This is a genomic window from Methylocystis sp. B8 (genome assembly GCF_005771425.1).
GTDB lineage: Bacteria > Pseudomonadota > Alphaproteobacteria > Rhizobiales > Beijerinckiaceae > Methylocystis.
This window is the reverse complement of sequence record NZ_VBTZ01000009.1, coordinates 76,053-100,822: the sequence shown is the minus strand read 5'-3', so window position 1 is coordinate 100,822 and position 24,770 is coordinate 76,053. Positions and strand designations below refer to the sequence as shown.

Sequence of the window (24,770 nt, the reverse complement as noted above, 5' to 3'; positions counted from 1 at the left end):
GTTTCGCCTATCTCAATGTTTTTATGACTCTACTGACAGCGACTTAAGTTTTCGGTGTAAGGCTGACCGCTCCATGCCGATGAACTCCGCCGTGCGGGATATATTCCCCGAGAAGCGGTTGAGCTGCGCGACGAGATATTCGCGTTCGAAAACTTCCCGCGCTTCTCGGAGCGGCAGGCTCATCAATTTCTCGCCGCGCACGCCGGCGGGCGTCGCCGGCACGAGTTCGCCGACGTCGGGAGGAAGCATTTCGGCGGTGATCGTCGCACCAGGATCGCCCGAGGTGAGGATCATCAGGCGCTCCACGTTGTTCTTCAACTGACGGATGTTGCCCGGCCAGTCATGCAATTGCAGAACCGCGAGCGCGTCCTCGGCGATCCGCCGCCGCGGCATGCCGGAGGCGAGCGACATGTTTTCCATAAAATAGTTGATGAGCGCAGGAATATCCTCGCGCCGCTCCGCCAGCGAGGGAATTCGGATTGGCACGACGGCGAGGCGGTGAAACAGATCCTCGCGCAGCGCGCCCTCTTCGATCGCCGAGGCGAGATCGCGCGCTGAGGACGAGATGATGCGCACATCGACGTGGACTTTGTTCGATCCGCCAACCCGCTGGAATGTCTGGTCGACCAGCACGCGCAGGATTTTCGCCTGTGTGTCCTTCGGCATGTCGGCGATTTCATCGAGGAACAGCGTTCCGCCATGCGCCTCTTCAAGCGCGCCGATCTTGCGTTCGCCATCGGCGCCTTCGCGTCCGAACAGCTCGATTTCCATGTTTTCCGGTGTGATGGTCGCCGAATTGATGACGACGAACGGCCCGCCCGCGCGAGTCGAGGCCTCATGGATGCAGCGGGCGGCGAGTTCCTTGCCGCTTCCGGGCGCGCCGGTGATCAGAACGCGCGAATTTACTGGCGCAACGCGGGCGATGAGCTGCTGCAGCTGATGGGCCGCCGGGGAATCGCCGACGATGCGGTCGAACGCCCCTGCCCGTTGGCGCAACGCGGAAAGTTCTCGCCGCAGCTGATAGGCCTCGAGCGCGCGTTCGGCGACGAGCACCAGCCGGTCCGCTTTGAAGGGCTTCTCAATAAAATCGTAAGCGCCGATCTTGATGGCGCTGACCGCGGTCTCGATGTTGCCGTGGCCTGAGATCATGACAACCGGCAAGCCCTTGTGCTGCTTCTGCACCAGTTCGAGCACTTGAAGACCGTCAAGCCGCGATCCCTGCAGCCAGATGTCGAGAAAAACGAGATGTGGACGCCTGCTGGCGATCGCCGCGAGCGCTTCGTCGGAATCTTTGGCGGTTCGGACCCCATGCCCTTCATCGCTCAGAATTCCAGCGACGAGCTCCCTGATGTCCGCTTCATCGTCGACAATCAAAATATCAGTCGCCATTATGCCCCGCTCTGCCCCGCCTCGCTTGCATGCGCCGGCGCGTTGTCAGCTTCAACGCCAGCGCCGCGCGGCTCTTCCTTTGACGATGTCTCCGCGGCGAGGGGCACGATAAGCCTTACGCAGGCGCCCCGACCCGACGGCGCGTCCAGCAACTCTAGCCGGCCCCCGTGATCCTCGATGATCTTGGCGACGATCGGCAGACCTAGTCCGGTGCCGTCCGACCGCGTGGTCATGTAAGGTTCGAGCAGGCGCTGCCGGTTCATTGCCGGGAAGCCCTTACCATTATCAATCACATCGATTTCGGCCATGCGATCGCGCACATCCAATTTGATTTCGACTCGTCCCTTTTCCTGAGCGTCTTTTTCTTCCCGTGCGGCGATGCCTTCGACGGCGTTCTTAACGATATTGGTGAGCGCCTGCGACAGCAAGCGGCGATCAAATTGCGCAATGACCGGCGTTTCAGGCAATTCTTCGACGATATCGAGATCGGCGTTGCCGACGCGCATGAGGAACGCCACCTGCCGAATACATTCGTTGAGATCGTCGCGCTCGGGACGAGCCTTCGGCATACGCGCAAAAGATGAAAACTCGTCGACCATGCGCTTGATGTCGTCGACCTGGCGAACAATCGTATCCGTGCATTGGTCGAAAACGTCGCGATCGTCCTGAATGACCTTGCCGTATTTACGGCGAAGTCTTTCAGCCGAAAGCTGGATCGGCGTTAAGGGATTCTTAATTTCATGCGCGATGCGCCGCGCAACGTCCGCCCAGGCTGACGTGCGCTGCGCCATCACAAGATCGGTGATGTCGTCAAGCGTCACGACGTAAGTTGGATTTCCCTCTTCGGCGCGCGCCGAGGTGACGCGCACATTCAAAGTGCGTTCGGCGACGCCCCGCTTGATGGTGATCTGGCTTTGCACCGCACGCGGGAAGACTTCCGCCGCATCCTTCAGAATCGGGACGATTTCCGGCAAGACTGACCCGACATCGGCGCCCACCGTCGCCTGCCCCTTTGCGTCCGTAAGCGACAATTCCTCGGCGGAACGGTTGAGAATGGTGACGACGCTCTCCGAGTCCACGCCCATGACCGCAACCGGAACGCCAGCGAGCACCGCCTCGGTGAATTCGCGCCGTTCGTCATTGATGCGGTTAGCTTCGATCAGGCGGCTCTGCTGAAGATTGAGTTCGGTTGTCATCTTGTTGAAGACATCGCCGAGACGCGCCAATTCGCCGTGTTGCTTATCGACATTGACGCGAACGTCTAGATTGCCCGCCGAAACTTCGTCGGTTGCGGCGATCAGGTCACGGATCGGCGTCACGAGCCGGTCGGCGAAATCGAGCCCGAACCAGATCGACGACAGCAGCATGATTGTCGTCAGAAAGGCGTACATCATCACGAAGGCGCGCTGCACCGCCGTGCGATAAGAGTCGAAGGCGTCGTAGCTGTTGATGAGGCTCTCAGCCTGTTTTGGGAATTCGACCGCTATCGGGTCGATTGGCCGGGTGACGTAAAGGAACGTGTCCTGAAAGGCGTTGAGCGCGCGCAATGCGACGAAGCTTTTGCCGTCGTCGATCACGAGACACAAAGGCTCCCCGCGTCGGGCATCGTCGAACTCGGATTTTGGAGGCGCGATAATGATCGAAGCGGCGTTTTGCGCGACGTCGATGCGATCGAGAATCTCTCCGCTGGATTTCACCAGCGCCGCGACGGAAAAACCCAAGAAATAGGCTCGCGACTGAAAGATCTGATGAAAGTAAGGCCGGTCGGAGTTGTAAAGTATGGCTGCGCGGTCGAGGTCGGACGCCGTGAGCTGCGCTTCCTGAAGCAGCGCCCGGCACTGGCTTTCACGAAACACCGCCGCCGCTTCGGCGGTATTGTGGACGAAGACCTTGACGTTGGACATGAAGGCCGGATTGAGCACGCGCTCGACCGTCAGTGAGCCGGCAATCGCCAGTAAAATCGCCGGCATCAAAGCGATGACCGAGAAGAAGCCGACCGTGCGCACATGAAGGCGCGCCGCCGCTTCGCCGCGCCGCCAGACGCGGTAAAGGCGCCAGGCCTTGACGAGCACCATGGCGAGCAGAACGCCGACGAAGACGCCATTGACGACGAGCAGCGGCAACACGCGGTCGTCGGTCGGCGACACAATGCCGAATTCCGCCACAACCAGAAATGTGGCCAAAGCGCAGCCGACGGCCCCGATCACGATGATCGGGCCGAACCACCTGCGAAACGGCGTCCTGCCTTTCGCCTTTAGCGGAGAAGGCGCGTCTCCGGTCAGGGCCATGGCGCCTGTATAGGCTCCGCCGGCGCCGCTTGCAATTAAACGGCGCGGTAAGTGGTTACCGTGGCGAGCGCATCAGTCGGATATCGAGATCGTTAACTTTTTTGCGCAGCGTATTGCGATTCAGTCCGAGCAGTTCAGCCGCCTTGATCTGATTGCCGCGCGTCGCCGCAAGGGCGGCTGACACAAGCGGAATTTCGATCTCGCGGATGATGCGGTGATAAAGACCGGGCGGCGGCAGCTGATCGCCATAGTCGCGGAAGAGTTTCGCGAGATGCAGTTCGACAGACGTCGAAAGCGTCTGGCCGTCAGGCAATTCCTGCGACGGCGCGACGGTGGCGCTCCTCTCTGGTTCGGCTTGCCGAATTTCATGTTCGAGTTCGACCTGCACGAGCTGATCGGAGATGACCTCTTGCGGATGCAGGGCGGCGAGCCTGCGGATCAAATTCTCCAGCTCGCGGATATTGCCCGGCCAGCGATATTTCTTCATCCGGTCTAGCGCGGCCTGCTCAATGTATTTCTGCGGCAGCCCTTCGCTCGCGGCCACCTTGAAGAAGTGATGGACGAGGTCTGGAATGTCCTCGACGCGCTCGCGAAGCGGCGGCAGCCGAAGCGGCACCACGTTGAGGCGGAAATAGAGATCCTCGCGGAACAGGCCCTGCTGAATGAGGATGCGAAGATCCTTGTTTGTCGCGGCGATGATCCGGACATTGGTCTTGATCGGCGTGCGTCCGCCGACGGTCGTATACTCGCCCTGCTGCAGCACGCGCAGCAGCCTTGTCTGCGCCTCCATCGGCATGTCGCCGATTTCATCGAGAAACAGCGTGCCGCCCTCGGCCTGCTCGAAGCGGCCGGCCGAGCGCTGGTTGGCGCCGGTGAAGGCGCCTTTCTCATGTCCGAAAAGCTCGCTCTCGATCAGATCGCGCGGAATCGCCGCCATATTGACGGCGACGAAGGGGCCTTTCTTGCGCTTGCCATAGTCGTGCAAAGCGCGGGCGACGAGCTCCTTGCCTGTGCCTGACTCGCCATTGATCATCACCGTGAGGTCGGTCTGCATCAACCGCGCCAGCGAGCGATAGATTTCCTGCATCGCCGGGGAGCGGCCGACGAGCGGCATACCCTCGATTTCGTCATGACCGTTGTCTTCGGGGTGCTTGCGCGGCTCCGCCATCGCGCGCCCGACGATGCCGACAAGCTCTTTCAGGTCGAAGGGCTTGGGCAGATAGTCGTAGGCGCCCCGCTCCGACGCGCGAATGGCGGTCATGAAGGTATTCTGCGCGCTCATGACGATGATCGGCAACTCGGGACGAAGCTTTTTGATGCGCGGCAGAAGCTCGAAAGCATTCTCGTCAGGCATCACGACGTCGGTGACGACGAGGTCGCCCTCCCCCGACTGCACCCAGCGCCAAAGCGTCGCCGCTGCGCCCGTGGTGCGCACCTCATAGCCGGCGCGTGAAAGCGCCTGCGCCACAACCGTGCGGACCGAAGCGTCGTCGTCAGCGACCAGAATCTCTCCTCGCGTCATTGATCGGTTCTCCCGCCTTTGCGAGATGTCATGCACGCCGTTCCTCGCGTTGATCGGGCCGTTTCACCCTGTACATCGGCATCAGCACCCGAAACGTCGTGCGTCTGGGGAGGGAGTCGCACTCCACGATGCCGCCGTGGTCGTTGACGATCTTCGCAACCAGTGCAAGTCCGAGGCCAGTTCCTGTCGACTTCGTCGTGACAAAGGGATCGAAGAGATGCGCCGCGATGTCCTCGGGTACGCCGGGACCGTTGTCGCGCACGCAGAATTCGAGCGGCAGGCCGATGGGGTTCTTCTCGCCCATGGCTCGGAGACTGACGCCGGGCCGAAAGGCGGTCGAAAGTTCGATCTCCCCATCGACGGCTTCGCCGACCGCCTCTGCAGCGTTTTTCACGAGATTGAGGAAGGCCTGCACCAGTTGGTCGCGATTGGCGTAAATCGGCGGCAACGACGGGTCGTAGTTCTCGACAAAGCGGATGTTTCGCGCAAATCCGCTTTGCGCGACGCGCTTCACATGGTCGAGCACGGAATGAATATTGACCTGCTCACGCTTCAGCGGACGCGCATCGGAGAAAACCTCCATCCGGTCGACGAGACGCACAATCCGATCGGTTTCGTCGCAAATGAGCCGCGTCAGCGCGCGATCCTGATCGCCCAGCGAGGATTCGAGCAGCTGCGCGGCGCCACGAATGCCCGACAGCGGATTTTTGATTTCATGCGCCAGCATCGAAGCGAGCCCTGAAACCGAGCGGACAGCGCCGCGATGCGTCAGTTGCCTGTCTATTTTGTCGGCAATTGTTCGCTCCTGCAGCATGACCAGCACGAGTCCGTCGCCCTCTGCAAGCGGCGCGCAGTGAACGTCGACGCGTCGGTCGGCGTCCTGGCCGGGGCGTCCGAGATCGACCTTGTATTCATTGATGGTCGCGCCGCGCTCGCGGACCTGCTCGATGAGCGCGGTGAGCGGCGATCCGAACGGCAGCAGGCGATCGAGCGACTGGCCGATGAGCAAAGGCTTGCCGAGCTCGAAAAAGGCCTCGGCGGCGGCGTTGGCGTCCTCGATGACGCCGTCGCGCGCGACCGTCAGGATCGGGTTCGGCAAGGCCTCAAGCATGCAGGATCGGCCTGCCTCGTTGAGGACCTTGAGCGGCTCATAGCTGCTGCAATGCGCGCCATTCCGGCGGGGACGATCGGTAATGCTCATGCCGTGGCGCCCTGCTCTGCTGACTGTCCTTTCAGGAAGATCAGCCCGATCAGCCGCTCTGCCTCATCGGCCGATTCTGTCGTGACCAGCGCGCGACGCGCATCGGCGGGCGTCGCTTTCCCAAGGCGATCGACATAAGCGGCGAGATGCTTGCGCGCATGCCTGAGGCCGGCCGAGGCGCCCATCGAGCGAACCAGGCCTTCTAGATGCTCGCGCACGATCTCCGCGCGCCGCGCCGCAGTCGGCGGCGCGCGCCGCTTCCCGCTCTTTAAGAAATGCGCGATGTCGCCCACGATCCAAGGCTGCCCCATCGCCGCCCGACCGATCATGACTCCGTCGGCCCCGGAATTTTCCAGCATCTCGACTGCGTCGTCTTCGCTGGCGCAGTCGCCATTGGCGATCACCGGGATTCGCACCGCCGCTTTCACCGCCGCGATCGCCTGCCAGTCAGCCCGGCCTGAATAAAACTGCTGACGCGTCCGTCCATGCACCGTGATCATCGCCGCGCCTTCAGTTTCCGCGCGCCGCGCCAGCCCCGCCGCGTTGCGGCTCGAATCGTCCCACCCCAAACGCATCTTCACGCTGAGCGGCACGCATATTGCCTCTCGAGCTGCGGAGATCAGCCGCGCCGCCTGATCGAGATCGCGCATCAGCGCGGCCCCCGCGAGGCCTCCGGTGACACGCTTGCAAGGACAGCCCATGTTGATGTCGATCCAGTCAGCCCCGGCCGCTTCGGCGCATCTGGCGGCGGCGGAAATTTCATCCGGCTCGCGCGCGGCGATCTGAATGACTCGCGGACCCTCGCCGGCCCCTTCGAGTCGCATTGAGGTTTCGCGATCGCCGCGGGCGACGCCAGCGGCCGTCACCATCTCGCTCACCGTCGCCGACGCGCCAAGGCGCGAAGCGATGCGGCGCATCGTGGGGTCCGTTACGCCGGCCATCGGCGCGAGCAGCGCGCGGCCTGTCAGCGCAACTCCGCCAATGCTCAGAGGCGCAGCGTCGAAGCCAGCGCCTAGATTTTCGGCAACAGTCATCTTGCCCATAGCATAAGCAGTTCCCTTCGCACTTGCAACATAGCATTTCCCTTCCGCGCCGCCATTTGACGCGGCTGGCGAAAACCGACAGAGAGCGGCCATGGGCGCCGCTCCGGACCATTCTTCCATCGCTATCCTCGTCGTCGCCGGCGGACGCGGCTCACGGGCAGGCGACGGCCCGCCAAAACAATACCGATCGGTCGCCGGAAAGACGCTGCTCGCCCGCACGCTGCATGGGCTGCATATGGCCATGCCCGAGGCTGCCTTAAAGGTCGTCATCCATAAGGACGACCTTGACCATTATGCTGCAAGCGCGGCGGAGCTTCCTCCACTTGATCGTGAGCGTCTTTCGCCGCCGGCCTTCGGCGGCGCGAGCCGGCAGGAGAGCGTCAGGAACGGCCTGGAGGCGCTGGCCGTGACGGGCGCCCCTGACATCGTGTTGATCCATGACGCTGCACGCCCCTTTACGGACGCGGCGCTGATCGCGCGCGCGATCGAAGCCGCCTCGATTCATGGGGCCGCCGCGCCCGGCGTGCCGCTCGCTGACACGATAAAGGAGATCGACGACGCCGGCTTCGTCGCGGCGACGCCCGACCGGGCGAGGCTCTGCGCCGTGCAGACGCCGCAGTCATTTCGCTTCGCTCTCATATTGAAAGCGCATCGCGCCGCGGCGGCCGGCGGGCGCGACTATACGGACGACGCCATGGTCGCGGAAGCGGCCGGCGTGAAGGTGCATATTTTCGAAGGCGACCCCGCCAATTTCAAACTCACGACGCAACAGGACTTCGCCCGCGCCATGGAGCTCTTAAAGCCCCCCGTATTCGCCGATCTGTCCGATATTCGCATGGGCCAGGGCTACGATGTCCATGCATTCGGACCCGGCGACGCGGTCTGGCTCGGCGGCGTCGCGATCCCGCATACGCATGGCCTCGCCGGCCATTCCGACGCCGACGTGCTGTCCCATGCGATCACCGACGCCGTCCTCGGCGCCATCGCCGAGGGCGACATCGGCGCCCACTTCCCGCCGTCCGATCCGCAGTGGAAAGGCGCGGCGTCGTCGATCTTTCTGGCGCGCGCCTGCGAACTCGTGCGCGCGCGCGGCGGCGCAATCGCCAATGTCGACGCCACGATCATTTGCGAAGCGCCAAAGATCGGCCCGCACCGCGAGCGCATTCGCGAGAAACTGGCGGAGACGATGGGCGTCGACATCGGCCGCATCGCGATCAAGGCGACGACGACCGAGAGGCTCGGATTCACCGGCCGACAGGAAGGCATGGCGGCGCTAGCGATCGCCACTGTGCGCCTGCCGTGAGAGTCTAAGGAAAAATGCGTTGCGTCCATCACCAAAATTCGGATGACGACTTCGAGTCCGGGACAGACCTCAATCAACCAGTAGGCGGTCTGCCGGCGTTGACCGCTAATTGCGCGGCGAAAGCCCGCTTATAGGCGGCCCGCGCTTCGCCACGGGCGACATAGGCGGCCAGATTCGGAAATTCGTTCAGAATGCCCGATGATTTCAGCCTGAGTAGCACGGACACCATCATCAGGTCGCCCGCGCTAAAGGCGCCATCGAGCCAATCGGCATTACCCAGGCGCGCGGAAAGCTGATTCAGCCGGCAGCGCACACGATCCTCGACAAGAGGCAGACGCTCCGGATACCAGGACTTGTTGCTTTCGAGCAGTCTGGTCGTTGCGAGTTCAAGGATCGGCGGCTCAACCGTGTTGAGCGCAGAAAACATCCATGTGATCGCGCGCGCCCGCGCATTGGCGTCGTGCGGCAGCAGGCCCGCATGGCGCTCGGCGATATGGAAAACGATCGACCCTGTCTCGAACAGGGCGAGATCGCCTTCTTCATAGGTTGGAATCTGGCCGAAAGGATGAAGCGCCAGATGCGCGGGTTCCTTCATCGCAAGGAACGAAACAAGGCGAACCTCGTACGGTTGGCCCACTTCTTCAAGCGCCCAGCGAACGCGCGTATCACGCGCCAGCCCCTTGCCGCCATCGGGCGATCGTTCAAAGGCGGTAATGGTGATGGTCAACGTAGAGCTTCTCCAGGGGGAATCATCGGCTGCGCGGCTGACAAGCTGGCAAGGCAAATCCAACGGGATTGAAGACGATCCAGATCAGTGTCCGCTTTTCTCCGCCCATTGGTGGGAAGCGACAAGGAAAATCTGGCGACTAGACGCGCAGTGACGACCGGGCCGCGCGACCTGCTATAAATCCGCTTTGTTTAGCCGAGGCCAGCCATGATCCGCGTGACCGATCGAATCGCGCTCCACGATTGGGAGATCGTGGAGGAATTTGCGCGCGCTTCGGGGCCAGGCGGCCAGAATGTGCAGAAGGTCGAAACGGCCGTGCGGCTCCGGTTCGACGCCCGTAATTCGCCCAGTCTGATGGATGATGTGAAAGCGCGCCTCATGCGGCTCGCCGGCAGCCGTCTGACCAAGGAAGGCGTGATCCTGATCGATGCGCGCCGCCATCGCACACAGGAGCGCAATCGCGCGGACGCGCTCGATCGTCTCGTGACGCTTATCCGCGTGGCCGCCGAACCTCCCCCGCCGCCGCGCAAGAAAACCCGGCCGACGCTTGCGTCAAAACTCAGGCGGCTTGCCGGCAAGAAACAGCGCGGCGACGTAAAGGCGCTGCGCGCCAAACCGACAGGCAATTTATGAACAACGTAATCATGATTTATGAGATACGTAATGGATAATAATACGGCATACGTAAAAGCTAATACGCTCCTTGACAGCGCCCGCGCCAAGGGGCTGCGGCTGGCGACGGCCGAATCCTGCACCGGCGGACTCGTCGCCGCGGCGCTCACGGAAATCGCCGGCGCTTCGGACGTGTTCGACCGCGGCTTCGTCACCTACTCGAACGCCGCCAAATGCGAGATGCTGGGCGTGCCCAAGGAGCTGATCGCAGCGCATGGCGCCGTGAGCGCCGAAGTCGCCCGTGCGATGGCGCTTGGCGCAATCGATCGATCTCTCGCCGATGTCGCGGTTGCGGTCACGGGCATCGCTGGGCCCGGCGGCGGTTCGACGGAAAAGCCCGTGGGGCTCGTTCATTTCGCCTGCGCCCGCCGCGGCGGCGATGTCTCTTTTATCGAGCGGCGCTATGGACTGCTCTCTCGCGCCGAAATCCGCGCCGCCTCCGTCTTGCAAGCGCTGGACATCATGATCGAAGCCGTCAACGCTGTTCAGCGGCGGCCGTAAACTTCGTCCGCCCGTTTGGCGAAGGCGTCCGCATATTTGTGAAACGCCCTGTCGAACATCGCACCCATCAGCAGGCCCAGCGCCGCGCTCTTGAATTCATAGGCGATGAAAAAATCGACCGTTGATTTGGGCGCGGCCTCGCTCGCTCCCGGCTCGTCGCGAAAGGTCCAGCGATTGTCGAGCTTCCGAAACGGTCCTTCGGTACACTCGACCCTGATGTCCAGTTTGTTGGAGTCGCAACAGACGCGGCTCACATAGCGCTCGCAGATCGCTTTGAAGCCGACCTGCATCTCGACGAACAACAGCTCGACCCCCGGCGCGATTTCCGACCGGCGGCGGATGCGGATAGCCTCGCAGAGCGGCACAAACTTCGGATAGGATTCGACGTCACGGACCAGCGCGAACATTTCTTGGGCGCTGTGGGGCACATGGCGACGGTTGCGGAAACTCTTCATGAGCCGAAGCTTCTAATTCATCGACGGCGGCGGCAAAAGCCGGCCTTACACTCGGCCGGAACAATCGCGCCCGAGAGCAGTTCTGTCGGCGAGTTCTGGCTGGCTGCTGATAGGCGCTGCATCGCAGGGAGGACACTATGGCGGATAAATCGAGTTTCTCGGCCGACGAATGGAAGAAAGTTTTGGAATCGCCGCTGCTTGCCGGCTTCGCGGTCAGCGCCGGGGACCCCAGCGGCTTGATCGGGACGTTGCAGGAGGGGTTCGCCAGCGCCAAGGCTTTGGCCGCCGCCAAGTCAGATCCGAAAGCGGATGCGCTGATAAAGGCGGTCGTCAATGATCTTTTAACGCCGGAGGGACGCATGGCCGCCCGTGACGGCGTGAAGGGCGTGGTGGACGGTGCCAAGGTGGACGAGTTCAAGGACCGTGCGCTCGGCGAGTTGCGTCGCACCGCCTCGATTCTCGATTCCAAGGCGCCCAATGAGTCGAGGGCCTTCAAGAACTGGCTCAACCATATCGCCAATCTCGTCGCCGAGGCCGGCGTCGAAGGCGGCTTCTTAGGCTTCGGCGGCGTGAAAGTCAGCGACGCCGAGCGCGCCACTCTGGCGGAGATTTCGACGGCGCTTGGGGCTTAACTGAACCCGCGCTCTAACCTCCCCCTTTGCGGGGAGGTCGCTCGCCGAGGGCGAGCGGGTGGGGGTGGCTTCGGTTCACTACGCGGTTCACCCCACCCGGTTCGCTTCGCGAACCACCTTCCCCGTCAAGGGGAGGGACTACGCCCCTTCTGCCCCGCTTGCGGCGATCCGCTGCTGACGCGCCTGGCGCAATTTAGCGAAGTCGTCGCCCGCGTGGTGCGAGGAACGGGTCAGCGGCGATGACGCGACATAGAGAAAGCCCTTGGCGTAGGCGAGCGTCTTAAAGGAGTCGAACTCCTCGGGCGTCACGAAGCGGTCGATGGCGTGGTGCTTGCGCGTCGGCTGGAGATATTGGCCGATCGTGATGAAGTCGACGTCGGCGGAACGCATGTCGTCCATCACCTGCATCACTTCGATCCGGCTCTCGCCAAGCCCCACCATGATGCCGGACTTAGTAAAAAGCGATCGGTTCAGCTCCTTGGCGCGCTGAAGCAACCGCAGCGAGTGGAAATAGCGCGCGCCGGGCCGGACAGTGACATAGAGCGACGGCACGGTCTCGAGATTATGGTTGAAGACGTCGGGCCCCGCTTCGACCACCCGCTCCAGCGCTCCAGGCTTCCTCAGGAAGTCTGGCGTCAGCACTTCGATCGTCGTGTCCGGACAGGTCGACCGGATGGCGGCGATGGTTTCGGCGAAATGGCTGGCGCCGCCGTCATCGAGATCATCGCGATCGACCGAGGTGACGACGACATGCGAGAGGCCGAGAGCGCGCGTAGCTTCCGCAACCCTCCTCGGCTCGCTCGGGTCGAGCGGCGTCGGCAACCCAGTGGCGACATTGCAAAACGCGCATGCGCGCGTGCAGATCTCGCCCATGATCATGAAGGTCGCGTGCTTCTTCTCCCAGCATTCGCCAATGTTGGGGCAAGCGGCCTCCTGACAGACCGTTGCAAGGCCAGCGTCCTTTAAGAGCCCGCTTGTCTCCGCCCACGCCTTTGAACCTGGCGCTTTTACCCTAATCCAAGGCGGCTTGCGCAGGATGGGCGCATCGGGCCTGCCCGCTTTTTCGGGATGACGGATAGGCGCCGCCGCCCGCTTATTCCGGGGATCGTCGTTCAAGATATCGAGCACGGTCAAAGGCAGAGAGACTCCTCTCCCACCAAGCTAGGCGCATCAAGGACGAACGGCAATGTGGCCCGGTCCATCGAAATACCTCAACGCGCGCCAAGCGAGGCAGAACAGCGCCGCGCCGATCGCGCCAGCGATCAATACGGCGTCGGCGCAGCGTTGCCCGACGCCGGCGCCAACCGCGAACTCGGCGGCAAGCCATGCCCCCGTGACGGCCGCGAGCAGCAAGGCGCCTGACTGGACGTCCACATGCGAAAGCTTCGTCGCGCACCACCCGATCGCGCCGCCGATGAACAGTAGGGCGATGAATTGCGCATTGGGCGCGCCGATGAGGGCGGCCGCAGTAGAGAGCGTCGCGTCCATGGATGTCTCCCGCGAGTAGGGAACGGTTGCAACTTTACGCTGATGGCCGCTCAACGAACTTGGCGGTTATTTGTTCCAAACGCTCCACAAGAAAAAGTTAAGAACGAGCGCGCCCACGCTGATCTAGTATGAAATTATAATAAATAACAATAAGTTATAGCTTAAAGTTATAGCTTAAGTTGAGCTTGTATCAAAGATACTCGACCTCCAAAACGCCGGGTATGGCGCGCAGCGCCCCCGCGACTTCCGGATTGACCGAATAGCCCCCAGGCAAGCGAATCTCAATCTCCTCCTGTCCCGCGTCGCGCTTCAGGAGGATCGACACCTCGCCCTCGCCTCGCCCGCTTAGCCGCGTCTTGATCCTGTCGAGCGGACCCTCATCTCCGACGACGACGCGCAGGCCCTTCTGTGCGCGCACCGCTGCGGCGGCCAAGGGTTCGACGGTGACGATGCGCGCGCGAACATCCTCGCCCTCGACAGCCGCGGAGAGGGTGATGAGCAGCGCCGTGCCCTTCTCCAAGAGATCGCGATATTGCGTCAGCCCTTCCTGGAAGAGGATCGCCTCATATTGGCCGCTCACGTCCGAAAGCTGCACGATGCCCATTTTGGAGCCGGACTTGGTGCGCTTCTCGGCCCGATCCAAAACCACGGCGGCGAGTCGGCCGGCGGTCGCGCCGCGCTTGACCGAGGCCGCGAATTCGCTCCAGCGCGACACGCGCAGTTTAGGCAAAAGCCCAGCGTAAGCGTCGAGGGGATGGCCCGAGAGGAAGAAGCCAGCGGCTTCATACTCGCGCCGCAATGTCTCCGCCGCTGGCCAGGGCGGCGTTTTTGGAACCGCGAGATCCGCCGGCTCGGCTTCGCCGAATAGCGCGTTTTGTCCGACCTGCCGATCATCGGCGTGCCGGTTGGCGGCGGCCAGCATCGGCTCGATCGCGGAGAAAGCCCGGGCGCGATTGGGTTCGACCTCGTCGAACGCTCCGCAGGCGGCGAGGCTCTCGAGCGTCTTTTTATTCACTTCACGGGGATTCAGTCGCCTCGCGACATCGGCAAGACTCGCAAAGCGTCGGTCTCCCCGCGAGCGCACGAGCGACTCGGCCTGCGCTTCGCCAACGCCCTTGATCGCGGAAAGCGCATAGCGGATCGCGAGCCTCCCATCGGCGCCGCGCGCAACGTCGAAATCGACCCCCGAATGATTGATCGATGGCGGTTCGACAGCGATGCCCATTCGCCGTGCTTCGTCTCGAAACTCGGAGAGCTTGTCGGTCTGGCTCTTGTCGAAGGTCATCGAGGCGGCGAGGAACTCGGCCGGATAATGGGCCTTCAGATAGGCTGTCTGATAGGTGATGAGAGCGTAAGGCGCCGAGTGGGACTTGTTAAATCCATATTCGGCGAACTTGGCGCAGGCGTTGAAAATCGCATCCGCCGTGGATTTCGGGATGCCATGCTCCGTTGCGCCGGAGACGAAGCGTTCGCGCTGCGCGTCCATCTCCGCCTTGATCTTCTTTCCCATGGCCCGACGCAGAATATCCGCCTGCCCCAAGCTATAGCCGGCGAGATCCTTGGCGATTTGCTGTACCTGCTCCTGATAAGTGATGACGCCGAACGTCTCTTTCAGGATCGGCTCTAGTTCTGGATGGTCATATTCGATGGGCTCGTCGCCGAGCTTTCGCGCGCAATAGGTCGGGATATTCGCCATGGGGCCCGGCCGATAGAGCGCGACAAGCGCGATAAGGTCCTCAAAGCGGTCCGGGCGCATGTCGACAAGCGCCTTTTTCATGCCCGCGCTTTCCACTTGGAAGAGGCCGACTGTCTCTCCACGGCGCAAGAGCTCGAACGTCGGCTCATCGTCGAGTGGAATGGCGCTGGGATTAAGAGAAATCCCCCGTTTTTCGAGCAGCGAAATGCAGGTCGAGATGACCGTCAGCGTCTTGAGGCCTAGGAAATCGAATTTGACAAGGCCGGCGGGTTCAACCCACTTCATGTTGAACTGCGTCGCCGGCATATCGGACCTGGGATCGCGATAAAGTGGCGTCACCTCATGCAGGGGCCGATCGCCGATGACGACGCCGGCGGCGTGGGTCGAGGCGTTGGAATATAGTCCCTCAAGCGAGCCGGCGATTTTGAACAAACGGCTGACGCGTTCGTCTTCTTCAACGGCCTCGCGCAACTTCTGCTCGCTCGCGAGCGCTTCGGCGAGCGTGACGGGCTTCGCTGGATTTTGCGGAACGAGCTTTGCGAGCTTGTCGACCTGCCCAAGCGGCATTTCGAGCACGCGGCCGACGCTGCGCAGGACGCCGCGCGCCAAAAATGAGCCGAAGGTGATGATCTGCGCGACGCGCTCCGCGCCATAGCGGCGCCTCACATAGTCGATCACTTCGCCGCGACGGGACTGGCAAAAGTCCACGTCGAAATCCGGCATGGAGGTGCGCTCGGGGTTCAGGAAGCGCTCGAAAAAGAGCCCGAAGCGGATGGGATCGAGGTCGGTGATGGTGAGCGCATAGGCGACAAGCGAGCCTGCGCCCGAGCCTCGCCCTGGCCCCACCGGAATCCCTTGAGACTTCGCGAATTTGATGAAGTCCGAGACGATGAGGAAGTAACCTGGAAAGCGCATCTTCTCGATGACTGAAAGTTCGAAGTGGAGTCGCGCGGCGTATTCCTCGCGCGTCCGGCCTTCCGCCGGCCCATGGGCGGCGAGGCGCTGCTCCAGTCCCTCGGTCGCCTGACAGCGCAGCTCTTGCGCCTCGATCTCGTCGAGAGAATGCGCGTCTCGCGTCTCTTGAACGAAGCGCGGCATGATCGGCTTGCGGGTCTGCGGCCTGAAGCTGATGCGGCGCGCAATCTCCAGCGTGTTGGCGGTCGCCTCTTCGAGATCGGCGAAAAGCGCGCGCATTTGCGCGCGGGTTTTGAAATAATGCTCCGGAGAAACGCGCCGCCGCTGATCGGCGCTCGTCACGGCGCCTTCGGCAATGCACAGCAGCGCATCATGGGCTTCGAAATCGGCGGGCTGCGCGAAGTAGGGCTCATTTGTCGCAACAAGCGGCAGACCGCGGCGATAGGCGAGATCGAGCAGCTGCGGCTCAACCTCCCTCTCGGACGGCAAATTGTGGCGCTGAATTTCGACATAAAGCCGGTCGCCATACAGGCGTTCGAGCGCGGCGAGGCGCGCGCGCGCTTGTTCCGGTCTGCCCTCCGCCAAGGCGCGGTCTAACGCGCCATCCGCTCCCCCCGTCAGCGCGATGAGCTCCTCAGCGTCAGCGCCGAGCGCGTCCAGCGTCACACGCGGCTCATCGCCCTGCTCCGTCTCAAGAAAGGCGCGCGAGCCGAGTCGCATGAGATTGCGGTAGCCCGTTTCGGTCTTGGCGAGGAGCACTATGTTGGCGAAGCGATCGTCTCTCGCCGCGCCTGCCGCGCCCTTGCCATCGCCGAAATCCACGCGAAGCTGCACGCCGGCGATCGGCTGAATTCCCGCCTTCGCGGCCTTCTCCGAAAATTCGAGCGCAGCGAAGAGATTGTTGGTGTCGGTTACGGCGAGCGCCGGCTGTTGATCGCGCGCCGCCATGTCGATGAGCTTGCCAAGCGTAAGCGCGCCCTCACGCAGCGAATAGGCGGTGTGGACATGCAGATGAATGAAGCCGGCTTCAGCGGCTGGCATATTCTGGCGCCTAAGGGTGGGTGCGGATTCGAAATGAATTTTACAGTTTCGCGTCTCTTAGCGAAACTCCGCGCGCGGCCTCTTCCCCAGATTGCGCATAAAGCAGCGCCCCGCCTGATGGTTCAGGCCGGGGCAAGCATAAGCTCCCGCTTAAAACGTGAAGCGGCGAACGTCCACGCCATATTCGTTGAGGAGCCTGTGCATCGCGGGAGAAAGACGGACCACGCGAAAGGCTTTTTGATTGGAGCTGCAGTCGTTTCTCAGCCCGACATATTTGGCGTGGAGCGCGTTTGCCTCGCTCTCGCCGACGCTCGAGCGAACCTGATCGATCACCATGCTTACTTCCGAGCCGTCATAGGTGCGGACCAGGGAACATCCGACCCGCAAATCCTCCGCAGACGCCGGAGACAAGGGAACGCTCAAAACAAAAGCGCCAAACAACGCGCCGGCAAAAGCCGGCTTTTTATGACTCACGTGATTGCTCCTGAGATAAAGTCGCCCGTTCCCGCTCGCTGGACAAAAAGTCTCAGCGAAAAGCGGCGAAACTGCGTTAAGCCGAAAGCCCGGCGGAGGCCCCGCCTCCCCGGGCTCAAAATCCTAGCCGCGTCGGACGAACGCTCTTAGCGCCTATTACTCGGCAGGGCTGTAGGCTTTTGCCGCCGACTCGATCGGCTTGAAAACTTCCTTGGCGATCGAGGTATAGAGCTCGCCAATCTTCGTCGCTTCGGCGAGGAAGTCCTCATAGGTGCTCTTCGCGAAGTCCGACTGAAGCTGTAAGGCTTCGTCCAACTTCTTGACCGCAATCAGCTTTTCAGCAAGAACGCGGCTCTTCTCGAAGGATTTCTTGGAATAGTCGGTGGTCTCGGCGGCAATGCTCTGCCAGCCTTTCGTCACCGCAGCGGCGGCGGCGGAAACGGCCTCGAACTGCTCTTTTCCGATCTTCTGAACGTTATCGAAGTTAGCTACCATGGGTTCGCCCTCATGACTTTGGCGCAAAGCGCCCAATGCGGCGCTAGCGCCCGCTGACGATTGATTTATATGCAATGCACAAAATAAAGTCAATCGAAATGTTGCGGTGCAAAATAGCCATCGCTAGCGTTTCCGTTTAACTCCCAAGTAACTGCAATCCCATAGTGTACCCCAATTGTCGTTCTCTGCGCCTCAGGGCGGCGGGGCGCGTCATGGAGCGGGCGAAGTTTAAGAGGCGTTTATGCTGAGATCGAGTTTGTTGGACCGCATCGCGCGGCCCCGCTCCCTCGCGGCCATCTTTGCGACGAGTGCTGTCCTAATTGGCGCGACGACAATCCCCGCTGAAGCGCGCCGCCATGGTTGGGGCCCGTATCACCGCGCAGATTACCGCGACTATGTCCGCCATCGTGGCGATGGTGAGGAGCGTCACTCCGCCGCGCGGACGCGAGCCAATGCGGGCAACGACGACATCATCGGCGAGCATCGAGGTTTTTCGGCAATCGTGGTCGACGCTAACAGCGGCCATACGCTGTTTGCCCGTTCGGAGCACGAACTGCGTCATCCCGCCTCGGTCACGAAGGTGATGACGCTTTACCTTTTGTTCGAGCAACTCGAAAAAGGGCGGTTGCGCCTGGATTCGCCGCTCATGATTTCGCAGCACGCCGCGGCGCAGGCGCCCTCAAAACTGGGGCTACGACCTGGCCAGACGATCACCGTCGACAATGCGATCAAGGCGGTGGTCACCAAATCCGCTAACGACATCGCCTGCGCGGTCGCAGAAAACATTGCTGGCGACGAACATAGTTTCGCGCAGATGATGACGCGCAAGGCGCGTGCGCTTGGCATGCGGAACACGAACTATGAGAACGCCTCCGGCCTTCCCGATCCAAATCAGGTGACGACCGCCTACGACCTCGCAGTGCTCGGACGCGCCATTCAGGATCGCTTCCCCCGCTACTACCGGTATTTCTCGACGCCGAGCTTCGCCTACAACGGCGAGCTGCACCGAAATCACAATCATCTGCTCGGCCAGGTTGAGGGCATGGACGGCATCAAGACCGGCTACACCCGCGCATCCGGCTTTAATCTTTTAACTTCGGTACGCCGTCGCGGCCATCACATCGTAGCTGTGGTGATGGGCGGTCGGACCGCCTATGCCCGAGATCGGGTGATGGCGGGGCTGATCGAGGAAAACATCGATGGCGGCTCTCCTGTGAGAACCGCTGCGGCGATCACCGAGGACGCGCGCACGATCGAGACGCAAGAACGGCGCGCTTACGAACAGGCGCAGCGCGCCGAGCGCGCCGCCGAGCGCGCTCAGCAGGTCGCGACAGAGCGGCTGGCCTACGCTGAGCCTCAGGAAGAGCTTGCTGCGGAGGAGCCCACGCCATTCGCCCGCCCTCAGGCCAGCCCTCGCCCGCCGGCGGCGATCCCACAGCAGGAGGGCGCCGAGCGACCCGCTGTTCGGCCCGCCTTCGTCTCTGGCGGTCAGAAGCGCACCGCCGATGCGAGCGACAGCGAACGCAAGGGCGTCTCACCGAGCGCTCACGGGCGCGGCGCAACGCCGGTCGCCGCGCGAGATGGATCGACGACAAGCGGCGCGCGCAAGATCGACGTCACCGTCGTATCCACAACCCCTTCAGCCATACGGAACGAACCCAAATCACAGACCGGCGCTAAGGCCGAAGCCGCGCGTCCTGCTCGCCCCGGATGGATGATCCAGGTGGGCGCCACCGAAGACCAGGAAAAAGCCAACCAGCTGCTCGTTCGCGCGCGCAGCCAACTTCAAGGCTTTCCCGCCACCGCCAAGGCGTTCACCGAGAAAGTGCAAAAGGGATCCGAGACGCTCTACCGGGCGCGTTTCGCCGGGCTTGATGAAGATGTTGCGCAATCGGCGTGCAAGGCGCTCAAGCGCTCCGGCTTCGCCTGCTTCACGACAAAGAACTGAAAAAGCGACATGTCCACCACCTGGGACCATGATTACGGCGGCGAGCGGCGCGCTTCAGTGCTGATGACGCCGCATCAGGACGTCCTTGGCTTCATTTACCCGGGCCGCCAGATCCGTCGTCCCGCCAAGATCTGGATGAAGCTTTTTCATCAGATCGCGGTGAGCGCGCGCAATGTCCGCCGCCGCGGCGCCACGCTTGAGACCGAGAATTTCGTAAGCCTCGTCTTCCGAAATCGCGCCAGGATGACGCGCGTTGCGCTGGCCCGAGCGGAAACTCCCAGAGTCCGCGTGCGCATCGCTTGTCGAACGCCATCCGGAAAATCGGCGGTCAAGATAAGCTTCTAGAAGCTTCGCGCCATCAGGATCGTCGCGCCGGCAAACGCTGTAGAGTTCTAGCAAGGCGGGCCGCGTCAATGAATCAAGAGGCGCGCCCTCGTGCTGGCCGGCCAGGATGACGCCACGGATCGCCCCGGTGGAGTGGTCGAGCTCCATCTCGATCATTGCCGATCGAACCCGCGATACGCCACCGGCGCCGGCATTGCGGAAACCGCGAAGCGGATTTCCGCCGATCCCAATGAGCCACACGCCGAAACCTAAAAGCGCCATGCCGAGGTCGAGGCGCCCGCGCGCGAGAAGCAGCCCGCCGAGCGCCATGGCGAGAAATCCGCCGCCGCGCTTGAGAATGATCGCCAATAGCGCTGGCGATGTCTTGGTATAGGCATTGAGCGCCAAGATTGTCAGGACCAGGGCGATCAGTCCGATCAAAATGGGCATCCTCTTATCCTCAACCGATCTGAGACAGAAGCAGGCGCGCCGCGTCCTCGCCTTCGCCAGCGCGCCGCTCCAATTCCAGTCTGCCGCCGACGGCATAGGCCGCCGCGGCGGCGAGCAACTCGGCCAGGCGGCGGGGCGCCGTGGCGTCGAACGTCGCATAGGCCCCGCCCGTCAGGCGCGCGATCTCACGATAGGCGTGCTGCGTGGTCGCGTCCTGGCCTTCCTGAAACATGAATGTCTTGACGCCGAGGAGCCCTAGCTCCCCAGCCGCAGCCGCAAGAGAGTCGACCCGCTCCTCCATGGCGTCGCCAATGTAGACGAGCGCTCCGACGCGCGCCGCGCGCGACTCGTTGAGAGCATGACGCAGAACCTTCTCGATCTGCGTTCGGCCTCCCCGGCAGGAGATTCGCGACATCAGCGCGCCGAGCCCCTCCCCTCCGGAGACAAAGCGAGACGCGCGGCATTCTCCGAAACCGCGGAAATAGACGAGTTGAACGTCAAGTCCGCCCTGCGCGGCGGTCGTGCGAAACATCTCGCCCTGAATCGATTGCGCCATGTTCCAGGTCGGCTGTCTGCTCATTGTCGCGTCGAGCGCGAAAATCAGTCTGCCGCGCGAGGCGGACTCCGTGACGCGTCGCGCCTTCTCCAGGAAGGCTTCGATCGAGCCCGACGGCGCGGAGCTCTGAGCGGCTGGCGGTTTAGGTGAATGATCGCCCACTGCGGTTCACGTCGATTTCTTAGACGCTCTATTTAAAATCGGCCGCGCGCTCTGATAAACAAGAGGCTCACCGCGCCAGCTAAAACATAGGCTTTTTCTGAGCGCCCGGCGAGGATTCGATGACCATTCCAGACGAAGAATCTGAAGTTTTGAGCGGCGCCCCGCTGACGGCTACGTCCGGATGGACGCGCATTGCGGCGCTTCCGGCCGAGGACAGCGCGCGCGTCCAGTCGCTGATGCAGGCCTTCGCTGAAGAACTGATGAAAAGCGGCGTTCGGGTCGGCGGCGTAACTCAGACTCGCGGCGCAGATTCTTCGGGCCGATCGGGAATCATGCTGCGCGACGTCGCGACCGGCGCCTACTATCCGATCTCCCAAGACCTTGGTCCCGGTTCGGTCGCCTGCAATCTCGACACGAGCGAGTTGGCGCTCGCCTGCGCGGCGATCGAGCGTTCGGCGCGGGGCGGCGCGCAATTGATCATCATCAGCAAGTTCTCCAAACAGGAGGCTGGCCGCGGCGGGCTCTGCGACGCGTTTCGAGCGGCAATGACGGCGCGCGTTCCGGTGATCGCGGCAGTGTCCCCCCACTATCGGGAGGAGTGGCGCGCCTTCGCCGGGCCGCTGGCGGAAGATGTCGCGCCAGAACGTCAGGCGCTGGCGGAATGGTGGGAGAAAGTCCAGCGGACTATCTAACTGGCGGCGCATACATCAGTCCGCCTTTGGTCCACAATGCGTTCAGCCGTCGCTCCATGGCGAAGGGCGCCCCCTGCCCGAGATTGCGTTCGAAAACGTCGGCGTAATTGCCGACGTGCTTGATGATGCGATAGGCCCAGTCCTGAGAGAGACCGAGATCGTCGCTATGTGCGCCGTCGACGCCGAGCAGTCGACGGATTTGCGGATTCTCGGAGGTTAAGGCGGCGTCGGCGTTCGCCTTCGATACTTCCAACTCCTCGGCGTCGATCATCGCAAAAAGCGTCCAGCGGACGATGTTAAGCCATTGATCGTCGCCTTGCCGCACGAGCGGACCGCGCGGCGCCTTGGAGAGGAGGTCGGGCAGCACGGCGTGGTCCGCGGGCGCTGTCAGCGCTGTTCGAACGCCGTACAGCGTCGAAACGTCGGCCGTCAGCGCGTCGCATTTGCCCGCGTCATAGGCCTTTGCCGCTTCCTCCAGGCTTGGAAACAGTTTGGGGTCATATTTCGCCTTGTGGGCCCGGAAAAAATCGGCGACCTCAAGTTCATAGGGCGTTCCCTGCTCAATGCAGATCGATGCGCCGTCGAGGTCTTGGACCGACGCGAAGCTGCGCTGGCGACGCACCAAAAACCCCTGACCATCATGTAGCAAAACGCCCGCGTAGATGAGCTTCTGGCCTGTGTCGCGGGCCTTGGTCCACGGCGAGGCGCTGGCGAGCAGGTCGACGGTCCCCGCCTGCAATGCGGCCGCCCGTTCTTTCGGGGAGAGCTCGATGAAGCGCGCCTTTGCGGGATCGTCGAGAACGGCGCTCGCGACGGCGCGGCAGAAATCGACGTCAAAGCCCCGCCATTCTCCTGCCCCGTCGCGTTGCGCGAAGCCCGGCGCATCGGTCACGCCACAGGTCACATAGCCGCGCTTTATGACCTGACCGAGCATTGGTCCGACATCCGTTTGCGCGTGTGCGTCGAAAGCGATGAACCCGCCAGCGAAAATCGCAACGAGGGCGAGAATTTGGCGGCGCATCATAGCGGGCTCGGCATCCGGCGGCGGATATACTACGGTCGCGCGGCGTGCGCGCAAAGGCGACTTGTCAGAGGCTGCATGTCCGAAGAAAAGCGAAAAACAAAGAGCAAATTAAGGCCCGCCACTCTTGTGACGCAAGCCGGCCGCGCGCCCTTCGATCATTTCGGCTTCGTCAATCCGCCCGTTTATCGCGGTTCGACAGTGCTGTTTCCGACGGTCGCCGCTCTCGAGGCGCTGCGCCAACCATACACCTACGGCACCAAGGGGACGCCAACCACGCGCGCGCTCGAACAGGCCTGGAGCGAGATCGCCGGCGCCGCCGATACTGTGCTGACGCCCTCCGGGCTTGCCGCCATCGGGTTGGCGCTTCTGACCGCGACGCACGCCGGCGCGCATGCGCTCATTGTCGATTCCGCCTATCAGCCGACGCGGATATTCTGCGACAGCCTTCTTACGCGTTTCGGCGTGAAGGTCGAGTATTACGATCCCCTGATCGGCGGCGACATCGCGGCGATGGTGAGGCCGGAGACGACCGCGGTCCTCGTTGAGTCGCCAGGCTCGCAAAGCATGGAAGTCCAGGACATTCCCGCGATCGCCGCCGTCGCCCACGCCCACGGCGCCTGCGTGATCGCGGACAACACCTGGGCGACGCCTCTTTTCTTCCCGCCGCATGAGCGCGGCTGCGACCTCGCGATCGAAGCCGGCACGAAATATCTTTCGGGTCACGCGGACGTCCTCATGGGTCTTGTTTCCGCCAATTCAAAATGGGCGAAGCGCCTGCGCGCGACCTTCAACGCTTTCAGCATGGGCTCCAGTCCAGACGACGCCTCGCTCGCGTTGCGCGGCCTGCGCACGATGGCCTTGCGCCTGCGCGAACAGGAGCGCGCCGCGCTCGACATCGCGCAGTGGCTCGAAGCAAGGCCCGAAGTTTCGCGCGTGCTGCACCCCGCCCTTCCGACGCATCCTGGACATATGTTATGGAAACGGGACTTTAGCGGCGCCGCTGGCGTTTTTTCGGTCGTCCTTAAGCCAGCATCAAAGAAGGCGGTCGCCGCTCTTGTTGACGGATTGGAATTGTTTGGAATCGGCTTTTCATGGGGCGGTTATGAAAGCCTTGTCCTTCCTTTCGATTGCTCTTCATACAGGACAGCGACCCGATGGGCGCCGGAAGGACCGGCGCTGCGCTTCTCGATCGGACTCGAAGACGTCGCTGATCTGAAAGCGGATCTCGAGGCGGGGTTAGCTCGGCTAAACGCCTCTTGAAGGCGGCTCGCTCGCGGTGCATTTCAACGCTGGGTTCCTGTCTCGCGAAGTTTTTGAGGATTAGAAGCATGAAGGTCGCCGTTTTTAAGTTTGCCGCTTATGCGGTTGTCTGCGGCTTATGGCTGGGGGGCGTGGAGCCAGCGCTGGCGGCCAGCGGCCAGGACTTTCCGAACGCCACATGCGCCTGCAAGGGCTGCGGCCAAAACAAGTCGGACCTGACAGGCAAGTGCCCCGACGTCTGCAAGGACAAAACGGTCTATACGCTTGGAGATAAGGCCGCCCCCGCGCCGGCGGCTAAGGGCAAAAGGGATAGGGCCGCGAAAACCTCCGAGCCTGCGGACCTTTGCAAGGCTGCGCGCATGAAGCTGCCGAAAGGTTGGATGCGCGCGGAACCTCCAGCGGCCAAATCGCACTAGCGTAATTATTTTCAAAGAAGCTGATTTCGAGCGGCGGCGAAGAAGCGCCGCTCTCACGACAAAAAGCCCGCCCAAGCAGCTTGGGCGGGCAAGGTT

At 62.4% G+C, this 24,770-nt stretch carries 23 protein-coding genes; 8 read left to right on the top strand and 15 right to left on the bottom strand.

All coding sequences use genetic code 11. From position 1 onward, the window contains the following. Window positions 1-21: 21 nt before the first annotated feature. Genes FEV16_RS13975 through dusB form a run of 5 tightly spaced genes read right to left on the bottom strand, consistent with a single transcriptional unit; the run spans window position 22 to window position 7,434 of the window. Window positions 22-1,389, bottom strand: coding sequence for a sigma-54 dependent transcriptional regulator (locus FEV16_RS13975; protein WP_138168236.1), 1,368 nt, complete (start codon window positions 1,387-1,389; stop codon window positions 22-24). Beyond that, window positions 1,389-3,677 carry a PAS domain-containing sensor histidine kinase gene (locus FEV16_RS13970; protein ID WP_138168235.1) on the bottom strand — a complete coding sequence of 763 codons (2,289 nt, stop codon included), beginning with the start codon at window positions 3,675-3,677 and terminating at the stop codon, window positions 1,389-1,391. The genes FEV16_RS13975 and FEV16_RS13970 overlap by 1 nt, the downstream gene beginning before the upstream one ends. Window positions 3,678-3,732: 55 nt before the next feature. Further along, window positions 3,733-5,199, bottom strand: a complete 1,467-nt coding sequence (ntrC, locus tag FEV16_RS13965) for a nitrogen regulation protein NR(I) (RefSeq protein ID WP_138168234.1) — start codon at window positions 5,197-5,199, stop codon at window positions 3,733-3,735. Window positions 5,200-5,227: 28 nt separating this feature from the next. After that, window positions 5,228-6,400 carry an ATP-binding protein gene (locus tag FEV16_RS13960; protein WP_138168233.1) on the bottom strand — a complete coding sequence of 391 codons (1,173 nt, stop codon included), beginning with the start codon at window positions 6,398-6,400 and terminating at the stop codon, window positions 5,228-5,230. Beyond that, window positions 6,397-7,434: a tRNA dihydrouridine synthase DusB gene (dusB, locus tag FEV16_RS13955; RefSeq protein ID WP_138168263.1), complete on the bottom strand. Its 1,038-nt coding sequence runs from the start codon at window positions 7,432-7,434 to the stop codon at window positions 6,397-6,399. The genes FEV16_RS13960 and dusB overlap by 4 nt, the downstream gene beginning before the upstream one ends. 100 nt (window positions 7,435-7,534) lie before the next feature. On the opposite strand from dusB, the gene FEV16_RS13950 reads away from it, so the two are divergent. Next, window positions 7,535-8,746: a bifunctional 2-C-methyl-D-erythritol 4-phosphate cytidylyltransferase/2-C-methyl-D-erythritol 2,4-cyclodiphosphate synthase gene (locus FEV16_RS13950; protein ID WP_138168232.1), complete on the top strand. Its 1,212-nt coding sequence runs from the start codon at window positions 7,535-7,537 to the stop codon at window positions 8,744-8,746. 73 nt (window positions 8,747-8,819) lie between these two features. Here FEV16_RS13950 and FEV16_RS13945 read toward each other — a convergent pair whose 3' ends face one another. After that, window positions 8,820-9,473 (bottom strand): glutathione S-transferase family protein, encoded by a 654-nt coding sequence (locus tag FEV16_RS13945; protein ID WP_138168231.1) that lies wholly within the window; start codon window positions 9,471-9,473, stop codon window positions 8,820-8,822. A 207-nt stretch (window positions 9,474-9,680) separates the two neighbouring features. Here FEV16_RS13945 and arfB point away from each other — a divergent pair, with 207 nt between their 5' ends. Then, window positions 9,681-10,106 (top strand): alternative ribosome rescue aminoacyl-tRNA hydrolase ArfB, encoded by a 426-nt coding sequence (gene arfB, locus FEV16_RS13940; protein ID WP_138168230.1) that lies wholly within the window; start codon window positions 9,681-9,683, stop codon window positions 10,104-10,106. Window positions 10,107-10,136: 30 nt separating this feature from the next. Beyond that, a complete protein-coding gene (locus tag FEV16_RS13935; protein WP_138168229.1) occupies window positions 10,137-10,646 on the top strand; it encodes a CinA family protein in 510 nt (169 codons plus the stop codon). On the opposite strand, the gene FEV16_RS13930 is transcribed toward FEV16_RS13935, so the two are convergent. After that, window positions 10,631-11,101, bottom strand: coding sequence for an SRPBCC family protein (locus FEV16_RS13930; protein ID WP_138168228.1), 471 nt, complete (start codon window positions 11,099-11,101; stop codon window positions 10,631-10,633). The two genes, FEV16_RS13935 and FEV16_RS13930, sit on opposite strands and share 16 nt — an antisense overlap. Window positions 11,102-11,238: 137 nt before the next feature. Between FEV16_RS13930 and FEV16_RS13925 the strand changes: the two genes are divergently transcribed. Continuing rightward, window positions 11,239-11,733 carry a hypothetical protein gene (locus FEV16_RS13925; RefSeq protein WP_138168227.1) on the top strand — a complete coding sequence of 165 codons (495 nt, stop codon included), beginning with the start codon at window positions 11,239-11,241 and terminating at the stop codon, window positions 11,731-11,733. Window positions 11,734-11,871: 138 nt separating this feature from the next. On the opposite strand, the gene lipA is transcribed toward FEV16_RS13925, so the two are convergent. The 5 genes from lipA to FEV16_RS13900 all read right to left on the bottom strand — a co-directional run bounded on the left by lipA (window position 11,872) and on the right by FEV16_RS13900 (window position 17,842). Beyond that, window positions 11,872-12,867: a lipoyl synthase gene (gene lipA / locus FEV16_RS13920; RefSeq protein ID WP_138168226.1), complete on the bottom strand. Its 996-nt coding sequence runs from the start codon at window positions 12,865-12,867 to the stop codon at window positions 11,872-11,874. A 36-nt stretch (window positions 12,868-12,903) separates the two neighbouring features. Next, entirely contained in the window at window positions 12,904-13,221 is a 318-nt protein-coding gene (locus tag FEV16_RS13915; protein WP_138168225.1) for a hypothetical protein, read from the bottom strand. Between the two features lie 190 nt (window positions 13,222-13,411). After that, entirely contained in the window at window positions 13,412-16,873 is a 3,462-nt protein-coding gene (gene dnaE, locus FEV16_RS13910; protein WP_138168224.1) for a DNA polymerase III subunit alpha, read from the bottom strand. A 150-nt stretch (window positions 16,874-17,023) separates the two neighbouring features. Then, entirely contained in the window at window positions 17,024-17,347 is a 324-nt protein-coding gene (locus tag FEV16_RS13905; protein WP_138168223.1) for a hypothetical protein, read from the bottom strand. Window positions 17,348-17,503: 156 nt separating this feature from the next. Then, a complete protein-coding gene (locus FEV16_RS13900; RefSeq protein WP_138168222.1) occupies window positions 17,504-17,842 on the bottom strand; it encodes a phasin family protein in 339 nt (112 codons plus the stop codon). Window positions 17,843-18,083: 241 nt separating this feature from the next. Here FEV16_RS13900 and FEV16_RS13895 point away from each other — a divergent pair, with 241 nt between their 5' ends. After that, entirely contained in the window at window positions 18,084-19,790 is a 1,707-nt protein-coding gene (locus tag FEV16_RS13895) for a serine hydrolase (protein WP_138168221.1), read from the top strand. Between the two features lie 54 nt (window positions 19,791-19,844). On the opposite strand, the gene FEV16_RS13890 is transcribed toward FEV16_RS13895, so the two are convergent. Further along, window positions 19,845-20,564 carry a DnaJ domain-containing protein gene (locus FEV16_RS13890; protein WP_138168220.1) on the bottom strand — a complete coding sequence of 240 codons (720 nt, stop codon included), beginning with the start codon at window positions 20,562-20,564 and terminating at the stop codon, window positions 19,845-19,847. 10 nt (window positions 20,565-20,574) lie between these two features. Next, a complete protein-coding gene (locus FEV16_RS13885; RefSeq protein ID WP_138168219.1) occupies window positions 20,575-21,282 on the bottom strand; it encodes a VWA domain-containing protein in 708 nt (235 codons plus the stop codon). A 119-nt stretch (window positions 21,283-21,401) separates the two neighbouring features. On the opposite strand from FEV16_RS13885, the gene FEV16_RS13880 reads away from it, so the two are divergent. Continuing rightward, a complete protein-coding gene (locus FEV16_RS13880) occupies window positions 21,402-21,974 on the top strand; it encodes a DUF2478 domain-containing protein (protein ID WP_138168218.1) in 573 nt (190 codons plus the stop codon). Here FEV16_RS13880 and FEV16_RS13875 read toward each other — a convergent pair. Then, window positions 21,967-22,998, bottom strand: a complete 1,032-nt coding sequence (locus FEV16_RS13875) for an amino acid ABC transporter substrate-binding protein (protein WP_138168217.1) — start codon at window positions 22,996-22,998, stop codon at window positions 21,967-21,969. The two genes, FEV16_RS13880 and FEV16_RS13875, sit on opposite strands and share 8 nt — an antisense overlap. 75 nt (window positions 22,999-23,073) lie before the next feature. On the opposite strand from FEV16_RS13875, the gene metC reads away from it, so the two are divergent. Both metC and FEV16_RS13865 read left to right on the top strand, forming a co-directional pair. Further along, window positions 23,074-24,258: a cystathionine beta-lyase gene (metC, locus tag FEV16_RS13870; protein WP_138168216.1), complete on the top strand. Its 1,185-nt coding sequence runs from the start codon at window positions 23,074-23,076 to the stop codon at window positions 24,256-24,258. 68 nt (window positions 24,259-24,326) lie between these two features. Beyond that, window positions 24,327-24,674: a hypothetical protein gene (locus tag FEV16_RS13865; protein WP_138168215.1), complete on the top strand. Its 348-nt coding sequence runs from the start codon at window positions 24,327-24,329 to the stop codon at window positions 24,672-24,674. Window positions 24,675-24,770: the final 96 nt, after the last annotated feature.